Annotated in this window: 12 protein-coding genes and 1 pseudogene; 7 read left to right on the forward strand and 6 right to left on the reverse strand. The window is 65.7% G+C overall.

Annotation, left to right across the window (positions count from 1 at the left end; translation table 11 throughout):
• The 4 genes and pseudogenes from BST10_RS23875 to BST10_RS16590 all read left to right on the forward strand — a co-directional run.
• Positions 1–348: pseudogene (locus BST10_RS23875) on the forward strand (mammalian cell entry protein); the annotation flags it as partial.
• On the forward strand, positions 348–1616 hold the full coding sequence (locus tag BST10_RS16580) for an MlaD family protein (RefSeq protein ID WP_083039111.1): 1269 nt from the start codon (positions 348–350) through the stop codon (positions 1614–1616). The pseudogene BST10_RS23875 and the gene BST10_RS16580, both read left to right, overlap by 1 nt.
• 11 nt (positions 1617–1627) lie before the next feature.
• Complete coding sequence (locus BST10_RS23880) at positions 1628–2323, forward strand: hypothetical protein (protein ID WP_235673553.1); 696 nt, start codon at positions 1628–1630, stop codon at positions 2321–2323.
• 150 nt (positions 2324–2473) lie between these two features.
• Positions 2474–3157: a DUF3298 domain-containing protein gene (locus tag BST10_RS16590; RefSeq protein ID WP_235673552.1), complete on the forward strand. Its 684-nt coding sequence runs from the start codon at positions 2474–2476 to the stop codon at positions 3155–3157.
• Positions 3158–3462: 305 nt separating this feature from the next.
• Here the strand turns inward: BST10_RS16590 and BST10_RS16595 are convergent, their stop codons facing one another.
• From BST10_RS16595 to BST10_RS16605, 3 genes are all read right to left on the reverse strand, one after another.
• Positions 3463–4503 carry a TIGR03857 family LLM class F420-dependent oxidoreductase gene (locus BST10_RS16595; RefSeq protein ID WP_083039211.1) on the reverse strand — a complete coding sequence of 347 codons (1041 nt, stop codon included), beginning with the start codon at positions 4501–4503 and terminating at the stop codon, positions 3463–3465.
• A 205-nt stretch (positions 4504–4708) separates the two neighbouring features.
• Entirely contained in the window at positions 4709–6301 is a 1593-nt protein-coding gene (locus tag BST10_RS16600; protein WP_163762296.1) for an ABC1 kinase family protein, read from the reverse strand.
• A gap of 40 nt (positions 6302–6341) precedes the next feature.
• Positions 6342–7007, reverse strand: coding sequence for a TetR/AcrR family transcriptional regulator (locus BST10_RS16605; protein ID WP_163762295.1), 666 nt, complete (start codon positions 7005–7007; stop codon positions 6342–6344).
• A gap of 204 nt (positions 7008–7211) precedes the next feature.
• Between BST10_RS16605 and BST10_RS16610 the strand changes: the two genes are divergently transcribed.
• The gene (locus tag BST10_RS16610) at positions 7212–9239 is read left to right on the forward strand and encodes a tannase/feruloyl esterase family alpha/beta hydrolase (protein ID WP_235673551.1); all 2028 of its coding nucleotides are present in this window, start codon (positions 7212–7214) and stop codon (positions 9237–9239) included.
• A 48-nt stretch (positions 9240–9287) separates the two neighbouring features.
• On the opposite strand, the gene BST10_RS16615 is transcribed toward BST10_RS16610, so the two are convergent.
• Positions 9288–9485: a hypothetical protein gene (locus tag BST10_RS16615; protein ID WP_083039116.1), complete on the reverse strand. Its 198-nt coding sequence runs from the start codon at positions 9483–9485 to the stop codon at positions 9288–9290.
• Between the two features lie 230 nt (positions 9486–9715).
• Here BST10_RS16615 and BST10_RS16620 point away from each other — a divergent pair, with 230 nt between their 5' ends.
• Entirely contained in the window at positions 9716–10801 is a 1086-nt protein-coding gene (locus BST10_RS16620) for a phosphotransferase family protein (RefSeq protein WP_083039118.1), read from the forward strand.
• 146 nt (positions 10802–10947) lie between these two features.
• A complete protein-coding gene (locus BST10_RS16625) occupies positions 10948–11184 on the forward strand; it encodes a hypothetical protein (RefSeq protein ID WP_083039120.1) in 237 nt (78 codons plus the stop codon).
• A gap of 35 nt (positions 11185–11219) precedes the next feature.
• On the opposite strand, the gene BST10_RS16630 is transcribed toward BST10_RS16625, so the two are convergent.
• Together BST10_RS16630 and BST10_RS16635 are read right to left on the reverse strand one after the other, a co-directional pair.
• Positions 11220–12041, reverse strand: a complete 822-nt coding sequence (locus BST10_RS16630; RefSeq protein WP_083039122.1) for a mycofactocin-coupled SDR family oxidoreductase — start codon at positions 12039–12041, stop codon at positions 11220–11222.
• A complete protein-coding gene (locus tag BST10_RS16635) occupies positions 12038–12880 on the reverse strand; it encodes an NAD(P)-dependent oxidoreductase (protein WP_083039124.1) in 843 nt (280 codons plus the stop codon). Before BST10_RS16635 ends, BST10_RS16630 begins: the two co-directional genes overlap by 4 nt.
• Positions 12881–13002: the final 122 nt, after the last annotated feature.

Here is a 13002-nt window from a genome sequence, read left to right on the forward strand (position 1 = left end):
ACTACGATCACAGGCACACCCCACCGAAGGCGGGGTGATTCAAGGAAATCAGTCCCCGGACTTACCGGGACGGCTCACAACGACGTGTCCCTGGACCCCGAAATCAGGTTGGAGAGGTTCACCTGGATAGACACGCTCTGGGCTGCATCGGCCAAGGGTCCCAACCTCGCGGCCATCGCGGATATTGCACAACTCGCGTTCGGTTCACTACCCGACATGAACTGGCCCGGCGACCCCGCGTTTCACGGGCCCGACGGCACCGATTGGCATGCGCTGATCGGCAGCCTCCGATATGAGTGGAACCTGCTGTTGAGCAGAATCTATGGCCCCGAGCATCTGCCGAGGTGATGATCGTGTCAACGAACCCACTGGAATGGTCGATGCGACTGATCGTCGACGCCATCCAAGCCGTTGCGCGCCGCCGTAACGCCGCGGCCGTGGGCGGTCTTGTCCTCACCTTGGTGGCATCGTTGACCTACATAGTGGTGGGGTCGCTAGGCATCAACCCGGCACGCTCAACGATCGTCGTGCGGGTGCTCCTGCCAGAGTCGGGTGGACTCCTACCGAACCAGGACGTCACGTTGCGCGGAGTGCCGATCGGCCGCGTGAAATCGGTCAACTTCACCGACACCGGCGTGGAGGCCGTGGCCTCGATCGACGCCGGCGTGCGGGTGCCTGACGATGGGATCGTCCGTGTCTCCGCCCTGTCTCCGGCCGGTGAACAGTATCTGGATTTCCGGCCGGTCGACGACCATGCCCCAGCCGTGACCGACGGCGCCGTGATCGACGAGAACCGGACAACAGTCCCGGTGTCGTTGGCGCGACTGCTCGCTGGCGCTGACGGGATGCTAGCTCAGCTCAACCCCGAACAGCTCGCGGCCATCACCGATGAATTGCGGGTGGGACATCAGGGTCCGCAGAAGCTGGCGGCCCTGTTGGACGGCGGCGCCTTCCTCATCTCGACCCTCGATTCGGTACTGCCGCACACCGTTAGCGTGCTCCGTACCAGCCGCACCGTGTTCACGACGCTGGCCGACGTGAACACGGGTCTGCGCCATACCGCACAGAACCTGCAGCAGACTCTGCGCGGCGTCAACACCATGGAGGGCGGCTTTCGCACCCTCGTCGATCGCGGTGATGCGCCTTTGACCGCCGTAGATCACATTGTGGCCGACAATTCCGAGACCATGGTCCAACTGCTGGGCAACCTCACTACCACCGCCCAGCTGTTATATATGCGTATTCCTGCGCTGCGAGAGATGTTCACCGCCCCCCACGGATCCGCATTTGAAGCCATAACAAGCATCTTCCATGACGGCGCTGTCTGGGCGATCGTGGACCCATACCCGCGTTACGGCTGCGACTACAACCTTCCGCGGCTGCCGCCCTCCGTGCCTGACTATCCCGAACCGTACCTTTACACCTACTGCGACAACCCGGACCCTTCCGTGCTGGTCCGCGGCGCCCGCAATGCGCCACGGCCACCTGGCGACGACACCGCTGGGCCTCCGCCCGGCTACGACCCCCTCGCCCGATCCGATCCAACGCCAGTGGGCCCCAACACAATACCGCTTCCATACGGCGGCCCTCCACTGCCCCTCAAACCCCCCAGCTAGAAGAGGCCACCATGACGACGAAAATCTCCAAGCGGGCAAGCGCGGACACCGTTTTCGACCAGGTCACCGAACAAGACGCTCCGGCAGAAGCCGAGACGCCGTCTACCGAAGTCGAACCCCCGGAAAACGCAACAGACCTCGACCCCGCCGAGCCGATCGAATCGCTTGACCGCGATGCCGACCAGGCCGAAACCGAGCAGCATGTTTCGGCGCTCTCTCGCCGCTGGCGTCGGCTTCGCCGCATCCTCCTCCGTGCCGCCGGCGTGGTTGTCGTTGCCGCGCTGGCATTGTCGACATTGTTGGCCTGGCAACTCAAACAGCAAAACGATACCGCCGCAGCCGGTCGCGCCGCGCTGGCGGCAGCGCAAAGCTATGCCAGCGTACTGACCAGCATCGATACGAGTAACGTCGACCAGAACTTCGACCAGGTACTCGACGGGGCGACCGGTGAGTTCAAAGACATGTACAGTCAGTCGGCTAGCCAACTGCGCCAAGTGCTTATCGACAACAAGGCCATGAGCAAGGGTATGGTCATTGACTCGGCCATAAAATCGGCGACCAAGACCAAGGTCGAAGTCTTGCTCTTCGTCGACCAATCGATCAGCAACGTCATCAATCCCGAACCGCGTATCGACCGCAGCAGAGTTGCGGTCACCATGGAACTCATCAACAACCGTTGGCTAGCAAGCAAAGTCGAGCTCAAATAGCCGAACCGACTATCGCCGCGGGCCGCGAGGCAGATAGCCCGACAGCGAACGTAACGAGCATGAGTTACCGCAGTGTCATCTCCTGGACGTGAAGGAAGTGCCGCAATGAAGAGGTTTCGGCGCTCAGTGTTGATATCAGCAGCGGCAGCGATGATCGCGTTGTCCGGAGTGCACACGGCCCGGGGCGAACCGGTCGCCGGTGGTGGCGGCTTCGTGGCCGTGCCCGGTGTGATCACCGGGAGCAGTCCAGATGGGTTGGGCTCCTGGGGCGTCCATTATCAACGGATCGATGGCGGCAACCCGGATATCACCGCCGCGATCAACGACGGCATCGATGCGACGGCGATGCGCGAGGTCGAAAAGAACACCTGGAACGGATCGACGAAGCGTCCCTGGATATTCGACGCAACGGGAACGGCGCACTTCGGCCCGATCACGGTCGCCGAACTCATCGTCGGCAAGTACAACACCGATGAGCCGCACATGCCGATTGACACGGTGGCCACCATCGTGTTCGACAGCCGCAGCGGGATAGTCATTACCTGGGACAATCTGTTCACGGATAAGAGCGCCGGTCTGACTCGATTATCCGAACAGACCGCAGCGATCCTGCCAACCGTGTATGCGCCCCCGCACCCCGGCGATTGGCAACGCAGTGGCGCGCTCGCCCCCATCGAGATCAACTTCAAGTACTGGATTCCCACCAGAGATGGCATCGAACTGCACTTTCCGGATAACCAATTCGGGCGAGGGCTAAAAGTCATCACCGTGCCGTGGGCCAAGGTTGGCGACCTGATCGCGCCGGAGTTTCTGCCCACGACGTCGTGGGCGTGAGCGTCGATGTAACTGACTTTTATCCCCAACTGGAGGTTCGTGACCCTGAAGTTTCCTGAAGCCGTCGACCGGAACGGCGGGCGATTCTTACGACAGTGCGTTGGCGGAGAGGGCAATTGGACTAGATCAGACCGAAGCGATCCGGAAAGACGCCCAGCATCCGGCACGACTCGCTGATCACCGCGCGTGACCCACGCCAATCCGAAGTCCACCACCCAAATGGCACGATCGCCGAGCGTTCCGGTGCCGCCGGGGATCGATTTCACGAGAGGGTGGAAATCTCGCCATGGCGATGATGACCATCCTCAGGAACCTTTCCTACTCCCCCGAAGCAGCGGCCCTAGCTGGTCGGGGGCGCTGCCGTGCAACACCAGTTCGTCAACTCCAGCCTCGCGGTACCGGTCGAAGGTGTCGTGACAGCAGCGTGCCGTCCCGATCGCCGCGGCTCCCCTGGTCCATGCCGCCGGCAGCACCGAGGCCGGCTCGGCGAGTTCTTCGCGGGTGAGCACCGCGTCCGCCGAACCCCGGACGCCCACTAGCCGCGGATGAGCGCGTAACCGCGCCAATGGCTTGGGATCCCAGCCGTTGACGGCGGCCAGTCGTTCACCGAAGCCGGGAATTTGGTAATAGGTCACCGCCCGCGCGCCCACTACGGCAAGCTCCCGTTCGGGAGGCATATCGCAGGCCACCACCACCGTGGCGTACACCCGCACGCTGCCGGGCGGCCGGCCGGCTTGTCGTTCGGCCTCGCGAACGCTTGCTACCGAGCGCCGTACCGCATCCGGCGTGAGAAAGGGGTGCAGCAGCACACCGTCGAAGTGGCCTCCGGCCAACGCCAGGGTTTTCGGGCCGATCCCCGCAAGGACCAGCGCGGGTACCGGCTGATCGGGAACATCGTTGAGCCGCAGCGACGGGAAGGTGCCCGCAGGCCCGTCATAACGCACCTTCTCGCCGCGGCACAACCGCCGGAAGATGTCGGCATGGTCAACAATCGACGCGCCGGTCGATTTCGGTAGTCCCACCGCGGCCCACATGGCATCGACCGAGCGACCCACCCCGATGATCATGCGGCCGCCCGACAGCGCCTGGGCGGTCATCGCCAGCGAGGCCAGGATGGCCGGGTGCCGGGCCTGGAAGTGGGTGATGCCGGAAGCGATCCGAATCGTCGAGGTCACCTGACTGATGGCACCGGCGAGCACGCCCAGGTCCTTGGTGCCCCACCGTTCGCTCAGCCACAGCGTCTGCAGCCCGAGTTCTTGCGCCGCCTGCGCTTGCCCGACTATCGCGCGAGGATCGGCGACGCGCCCGGGCAAGGCGTAGGCGCCAAGGGGGATCCGACCGGCCATGCTGTCCACCACCACCCTATTCTGACACTAATGTTCAGTTAGGCGGCGGAAAGGGGGTGCTGTTCGGCAAGCACGGGGCCGACGAGGGCAGATGACCGCGGCCCGGTCCGGGAAGACGCCCACGACGTCGGTCCTGCGTCCTATCGCCCGATTGAAGGCGCTCCCCGGAGGAGCGAAGGCGTGTGGGTGTCCGTTCGCCAGGGAATCACGTGCTCTTGAAGGCCTGCCGTACGGTGGCGCTGCGCTCGGCTTGGGCTTCCTGAAGCTCCTGGTAGGTGGCCGCATCGCCCTGCACGCCCGTCTGACGGCGCAGGAAATCGGTGAGCACGTCCTGTTCCGGCAGGTCGTTGACGTCGACGAACCCTGCAAGCACATCGGTGTGGGTGGTGGTGAACAAGTCGTACAGGTGGCCCATCTCCTCGAACATGTCGACGTCCGCGGCCACGGTGGAGATGGCGCCGTTCAGGTAGACCATCCCCTTCATGTAAAGGAACATCTCCTTCGGCAATTTGGCGCCGTGCAAGACCAGCCGGTGCATCGTCTCCCGCATCTGGAGCCCGAGCGCCTCCGGTGAGAGATCGTTGGGGTCCATGGACAAAAGCTCGTCGAGTTGCAATTCCTCCGCCAGCGCGGCCACGTCGGCGCCGGGCGGCAATCCGCCGAGGTCGCGGAGGTGGCCCAGCATCGCTACCCCGTCCTGGATGGTCATGGTGATCATCAGCCCGAGCAGCGCCAGTCGCTTCGTATCGGTGAACCGTCCGGTAATGCCGAAGTCGAAGATCGCCGGCCGTCCGCCCGGGCTCACCATCATGTTGCCGCCGTGCAGATCGCCGTGGAACACACCGTGGATCATGGCCCCCTCGAGGAAGGACACCATGAGGGCCCGAAACACCGGAGCGGGATCGATGCCCGCCGCGAGGAGAGCGGCTTCGTCGTCGGTGCGGTGCCCGTGCAGCCGCTCCATCACCAGCACGCGTCGGCTCACCAGTTCCGGATGTGGGCGGGGCACCACGACGGACCTCGGCTCCGTCATCGCGAGAACGGCGGCGACATCGAGCATGTTCTGCGCCTCGAGCCGGAAGTCAAGCTCCTCGACGATCGTCTCGGTGAACAGCTCGATGTAGGCGCCGAGGTTGGCCAATACGGCGAAGCGTGCACGCTTCTCGATGTGCGGGGCGAGCCACGCCATGGTGGCGATGTCGCGGGGCACGATCCGATCGATCTTCGGTCGCTGGACCTTGACCACGACCTCTTCGCCGGTGTGGAGGCGAGCTGCATGAACCTGTGCGATCGATGCGGCGGCCAACGGCGTGGGGTCGAACTCGGCGAACAGCTCGGCGATCGGGCGGCCGAAATCCGCTTCGATCACTTTGCGCACGTGGCTGAAAGGCTCGGGCGGTACCCTGTCGCGGCACTGCTTGAACTCGGAGACGAGCGCCTCGGGCAGCATGCCGTCTGCTGACCCGATCAGCTGCCCGAGCTTGATGAAGGTGGTCCCCAGGCGTTCGAAGGCCGGTCGCAGGCGGCCGGCGAGCCCGGCAAGCTCTTGCTTGGCGGCGGCTCCTCTGCGGCGGCGGAGGGCCCATGGCGCAACGCTCGCGGCCAACCGGAGCGCGACGCGCGCGCTGCGCACCGGCGGCATACGCCGTCCCCGCACCAGATCCGGTACGCGGGCGCTCGCGGCGTCACGTAGCGCGTCGACGTCCTTGCGCCAGGCCATCGACGCCGGGTCGACGTCCCACGGGCCCTCGTCGGTGAAAGCGCCGATGTGCAGATCCGATCGTGCCGAGATGACCAACGGGGAACTCCTTTTTCGGGGGAACAGGAACGCGCCGAGGCTATTGATGCAGGGAGCGCGAGCGCGATGGCTTGGGCTTCGACCGGCCGCCGATGGTGTCGAGGCGAGCCAGGATGTCGAAGGCTTGGCCGAAGGACCGCACGAGGTCGTCGCCACGGCCGGAGGACCACTGGTCCAACGTGGCGATGAGTGCGTTGCGCACGGCCCCTGCGACGATGATCGGGCGCAGATCGGTCGCCGGATCGACGCCGAGCCGCTCGGCGTTGGTCCGCACGAATCGCTCGGTGAGCTCAGCATCGCCGTTGATGGTTTCGACGAGGTCGGGATTGTCACGGACCAGCGTCTTGAGCTGCTCGATCAGAGCGAGGTCCACCTCGTTGCCGCCGCCGAGCGCGATGGCGGCTTCTCGCCAGGAGGTGAGCAGGTCCTCGTCCGCGGGTCGCCGCTCAACGGCGTCGCAGAGCAACGCGAGGCTGCGACGGGGGACGGCCAGGAGCAGGTCGCGCTTTGCGGCGAAGTACCGGAAGAGTGTCCGTACGGAGATGTTGCAGGCTTGGGCGATGTCGTCGGTCGTGACATTGTCGTAGCCCTGTTGAGCGAACAGTCGCAGCGCGACCTGCTCGATCTCGGCGGCGACCAGGCGGCGGCGACGATCCCAGACCCCTTCTCGGGCGAGCGCGGCCGGAGCGGCGGGTTTGGGCGTCACGGACACGACTCTAGACAAATATGGCAGAGGGTGTAAAGGTTGGCAGACACCCGCAAGTTTTGCTTCCGCGGGGAGTTTTGACGTGGCGACACGACTTTTGGGGAGGCACCGATGAGTGAAACCGATCAGCGTTCGGAGATCGGGAACGGCACGATCGACGTTGCGGATTACGTGTCGACGGACAGGTTCTTCGGAACTCCGTACGTGGACGTCGACGAGCAGCGGTCGGAACCGATTGCGCACCGCTACGTCCACGGTGGGTTTGCGGACACCGCTACTCGCTGGGCGTTCTCGTTCCCCGCCGACGGGCAATACCGCGGGCGGATCCTGCAGCCACTCGAAGGCGCGCACGGGGGCCACGAGAACGCTTTCGGTAACCACCTCATGGGGGACTTCCTGGGCGGACTGGCGATGTGCGCCCGCCTCGGTGGTTGCATGGTGGAGTCCAATCAGGGCCACATCGGTGACGACCTTGACCCCCGCGGGGGCGACGACCCGACGCTCTACGGACACCGGGCCAGCGCTGAGACGGCCCGACTAGCCAAGTTCGTCGCCGCCCAGGTCTACGGCGAGGCACCCCACCACGCCTATGTCTGGGGAGGATCGGGCGGAGGGCGGCGGTCGCCGCTGTGCCTCGAGAACGCGCCCGACGCGTGGGACGGCGCGCTGCCGTTCATGGGCGGCGGACCGATCGTGGAGCACGGCAGCACCGAGAAGATCGAGGGCGCGCAGGTGATGTCGTTCGCCACGATGTTCAACTGCCAGCGCCTGCTCGGCGAGAAGACCGATGAGATCGCCGACGCCATGGCGCCCGGCGGGCATGGCGACCCCTTCGTCGGACTGACCAGCCACCAGCGCGAGGAGCTGGCCAGCCTGTACCGGCAGGGTTTCCCGCGCGGCGACGAGTACATGATCGGCAAGCCCCTCGGCCAGATGTGGCTCTGGACCTCGATGGCCACGTCGCTGCTCGAGCAGGACCCCACCTACTTCGAGGACTTCTGGACCAAGCCCGGCTACGTCGGCTTCGACCAGCCGGACCTCGTCGAGCGCGACATCCTGAACACACGGGCCACCGTGGCCAAGGTGCTCACCGGCGCCGATGTTCTGGCGGATCCGCGCTTCCTCGAGCCTGGGCACCAGAACTTCCGGCTATTGATCATGGTGTTCTCCAGCCTCGGAGCAGACCCGTCATTGCCGATGGTGGTCGAGCTCGAGGGCCTCGGGGAGGCGGGCTACCGGCTCGGCTCCAGCGTCACGATGCTCACAGGCGCGGCGGCCGGGCGGCGGCTCTATTGCGGAGCCCATGCCGACGACGTCTTCTACTGCGACGGTGTGGGCGACGCCAATCTGCTCCGGTTCAGCGATGTGCGGCCCGGTGACGAGGTGCAGGTCGACAACCGCGACTTCCTGGCCTTCCATTACTTCGCCCGGCACCACCTGATGAGTGATCCACAGTTCGATTCTCTCCGCGTGGACGATCGACCCGTCTACCCGCAGCACCCTGTGCCGCGGCAGTCGGCCCTCATGGGCGTCGGTTACTCCGGGCTCTACCGCGGCAAGCTCATCTGGGTCCACCACACCAAGGACTCGTCGCTGTGGCCCTCGCAGGGGCTCATCTACCGCCAAGCCGTGCTGCGAGCCCAAGGGGAGGAGGGCGCCAAGGCGCGGTTCCGGCTCCGCTGGGTCGAGAACGCTGAGCACGGCCCTTCGATGATGGTTCCCTCGCTGCCCAACCGGGCCAGCAACACCTGGCTGATCGACTACCTCCCCTACATCGAGCAATCGCTCGCCGATCTGATCTCGTGGGTGGAAGACGGCATCGAGCCCGTCGATACGGCCTTCGACTACGTCGAGAACCAGGTGATCCTGCCTGCTGACGCCGCCGAACGCCGCGGGATTCAACCGGTCATCGCCGTGACCGTCAACGGCGGCGAGCGAGCGGAGGTGCGGGTGGGCGAAGCGGTCGACCTTCAGCTCCAGGCGACCGTCCCGCCCGGTGCCGGCACGATCGTCGCCGCCGACTGGGACTTCGACGGCACCGGCTCCTTCCCGTTCAGCCACGACGGCATCGACGGCTCGGCGACCTCCGTCACGCTCTCCACGAAGCACGCGTTCGACCGACCCGGCGAGTACTTCGTGACCGGCCGGGTCCACTCGCACCGCAACGGCGACCCGGCCGCGACCTCGTGCCGGATCGCCAACCTCGCGCAGGGCCGGGTAGTTGTCACGTGAGTCTTATCGACCTCAGCCGGTACACCTGCACCGCACAGTGTTTGGGCTTCATACACCAATCATCGGCGAGGGCTCTGCCCTGAACTTCGACTCCAGTGGTGTGATCGGCTCGGGAAACAGCAGGCACCGATGAGCATCCGTCCGCGCCGACAGCGCCGAGGCGGTCATCGCCAGCGAGGCCAGGATGGCCGGGTGCCGGGCCTGGAAGTGGGTGCTGCCGGAAGCGATCCGAATCGTCGAGGTCACCTAGCCGATGGCACCGGCGAGCACGCAAGGTCCTTGGTGCCCACCGTTCGCTCAGCCACAGCGTCTGCAGCCCGAGGTGCTACGCCGCCTGCGCTTGCCCGACTATCGGGCCAGAATCGGCGACGCGTCCAGGCAGGGTGTAGGCGCCGAGCGGGATCTGACTGGCCATGCTGTCCACCGTCACCCTATTCTGACACTAGCGTTCAGTTGTGTCGCGAGAAGGGGCGCCGATGGCTTACATGTCGTCACGTGGCGACGTCGGAGCGAACGTCGGCGAGATCATGCGCGGCTGGCTGCCGTCGCGGATCGCGCCGGGTGGCCTGACGTCCTTCGACATCTCCGGGTTTAGCGCTCCGGACGCCGGTTACTCCGGTAAGACCGCCTTCTTCACGGCATCGTGGACCGATCCGGACGGGCAGCACCACAACGACGATCTAGTGTTACGAATGCAGGCCAGCGACCATCAGTTGTTCACCAGACCCGATGCCCCGCGACAAGCGGAGGTGATGAAAAGAGTAGGTCGGCACCAGATTCCGGTGCCGCACATCGTTGCGGTCGAAACCGACGCCGCGGTGCTGGGAGCGCCGTTCTACCTGATGCGTCGTGTCCACGGCCGCACCCCGTCCGACGTCCCGAGCTGGCACAAGCGCGGCTGGACGGCAGACTTGTCAGGAGCCGAGCGAGAGCTACTGTGTGATAACGGTTTGCGCGCTCTGGTCAGGGTCCACTGCATCGACGATGAGAATGATCTCGCGTTCCTTCGCGCTGATCGCCCCGCCGGGGCCACCGCACTACAACGCTACCTGGACATGCTCGTTGGCTGGTACGACTGGTGCCGCGACGACCTGGAGGTGGGCGGTGACACGCTCGCGCGTGCGCTACAGATGATCCACGATTGCGCTCCGGACGACACAGCCGAGACCATTGTCTGGGGCGACGCGCGCGTCGGGAATATCTGCTTTGCCGACGATCTGTCGGTGGTGTCACTGTTCGACTGGGAAGCTGCCACCACCGGGCCGCCCGACATCGACCTGGGCTGGTGGCTGATGTTCGAGCGGTTCCTCTGTGAGTCCCTCGGCTTCACCCGGCCGCCGGGCATCCCCGACGACGACGAATTCGTCCGCCGCTACCAGGAATTCGGCGGGACTCTGGGCGGCGACATCGTCTATTACCAGCTGCTGGCGGCGTTCGTGCTGTCGCTGATCAACAACCGGCTCGCACTGTTGCTGGTCCGCAACGGTCTCGACCCGGGCACGGCCCGACGCTACCCGCAGACCGCGGTTGACCTGGTCGAGCGCTATCTGCGGCAGCTGTAAGCCCCGTTCAGGCCAGCGCCACCGTGGTCAAGACCTCCGGTGTGTACGCCGCTGCGGGAGCGGCCCACGGCCTGCCATATACGAAGTCCAGGGCCCCGCCCAGCTCGGGACGCCGTCAGCGCAAGCGCAGCATCCGTGATCGCTGCGTGATCGTCATCCTCGAAGACGTCCCGACCGGCCATATCGCGCGAGGCGCCACCGAAGCCCGCACCTTCGTGCAGAGCGCCCTGCGCCTTGCACCGGGTGCCAGCTATGAGGTCCTTGCGGCACTGGTCAATGGTGAGCAGTTCGCGGTGGAGTGGGTGATGCGGCCAGCCGGTCTGCACGGTGCGTCCGTCGGGACGGCGCGCACCGGCAATGTGACAACAAGCCGGGACTTCTAGGATGCCTCGCCGACGAGGAAGTGAGCCGAAAAACCTCAGTACTGCGCCATGCCCTGGTCGACCGACAGGCGGGTGGCTGTCACATAGCGCGACTCGTCGGACGCCAGCCAGCACACGGCGGCGGCTACGTCTTCCGGCTCAGCGGCCCACTGCGGTAGGAACGGCGTCCCCATCGCGTTGAGCGTCGGATTGGTCTCGATCGCGGCGAACAGCGCCGCGATCATCTCGCCGCCGCCCATCGGAGTATTGACCGGCCCAGGATGCACACTGTTGACCCTGATGTCGTGCTTGCCCAGCTCCGCGGCGAAGGCCCGGGCCATGCCCGTCACCGCATGCTTACTGGCGGTGTAATGCACCATGTACGGCTGCACCTTGACCCCGGCATAGGAGCTGATCAGGATGATCGACCCGCCCCGCCCGCCGTCGATGATCCGCTGCGCGCCGGCCATCACCGTGTTCCAGGTGCCCATCACGTTGACCTCGATGATGTCGCGGAACGACTCCGGGGTGATCTCGTTCCACGCCGCCGGTATGCAGATGCCGGCGTTGGCGACAATGACGTCCAGCCGTCCGTACGCCTGCACCCCCTCATCGACGGCCGCTCGCAGTGCTTCCAGATCACGGATGTCCGCGACAGCAGCGGTGATTCGGCCCCCTGCGGCCTGCACGGCACGCACGGTCTCCGCGAGGTCCTCGGCGGTGGCGGACGGGTAGCGCACCGAGTCGGGCAACGGGCCGGCCAGGTCGACGGCGATGACATCGGCGCCTTCCTCGGCCATCCGCACCGCGTGGGCACGGCCCTGTCCCCGGGCGGCTCCGGTGACGAACACCACCTTCCCCACCAGCCGACCTGTCATCGCGAGCTCCCTCCGCTTGCCGAATCGCCGTCGTCGAGGGCAAGCGGGCCTGTACGCGCCACCGTGCCCAGCAGGCCCAGGTCCACGGCGGCCTCGGCGGCCGCCTGCCTGCAAGCAGCGATGTCCTTGCGCAGGAACGGTCCCCCTAGCTCCGCGAACCGGTCTATCCCACCGATGCGGTCGGCATGCGAGGCGGCACCGCTTCGGGCGCTGCACACCTGAAGCGCCGACAACAGCGCGCCGGGTTCGACGCCCAGGTCATCACCTAATTGCGTTGCCGCAGCGAGAAGCTGGGCGTTGGCGGCGAACAGCAGATTGTTGATGAGCTTGATGGCCAACGCGCTGCCCAGGTCGCCGGTGGCGACCACCGGATCCGCGTAAGCGGCCAGCACGGGCGTCACCGCAGCGACGGCATCGTCCGGGCCACCGACTAGCACCGTCAACGTGCCCGCGGCGATGTTCTCCGCAGTGCCGCTGACCGGTGCATCCAGGATGACCGGTGCCGCGGCCGAACTGTCCCGCAACGCCTCCAGGGTGGATATGGTGCCGGTGGTGTGCGAGACGAAGACCGAACCGGATTTCGCATTGGCGATGAAACCGTCGCGGCCCAGGCCGGTTTCTCGCAGCTGTGTGTCGGAGAACAAACACGAGATCAGAATGTCGCTCTCCGCTGCCAACTCGGCCACCGATCCGACCGATGCGGCACCGCCGGCCGTCAGCCGGTCCCGAACTTCGTTGCGGCGGCTGTACACCAGCACGTGGTGTCCGGCTCCCACCAATCGCATGACCATCGGCTCCCCGAGCTGGCCCGCACCGATGAATCCGACCGACTTGGTCACCGTGTCCTCCTAAACATGGACAGCTGGGACTCTCACTACCGTCGGCACCCATCGTGAGACCCGGTCCCACAGGTGCGCTCGGTAGCTAGCGAAGTTGTGGCCGTGAGCTGAGTTCGCGACAA

It is taken from the genome of Mycolicibacter algericus DSM 45454, assembly GCF_002086455.1.
GTDB classification, from domain to species: Bacteria; Actinomycetota; Actinomycetes; order Mycobacteriales; family Mycobacteriaceae; genus Mycobacterium; species Mycobacterium algericum.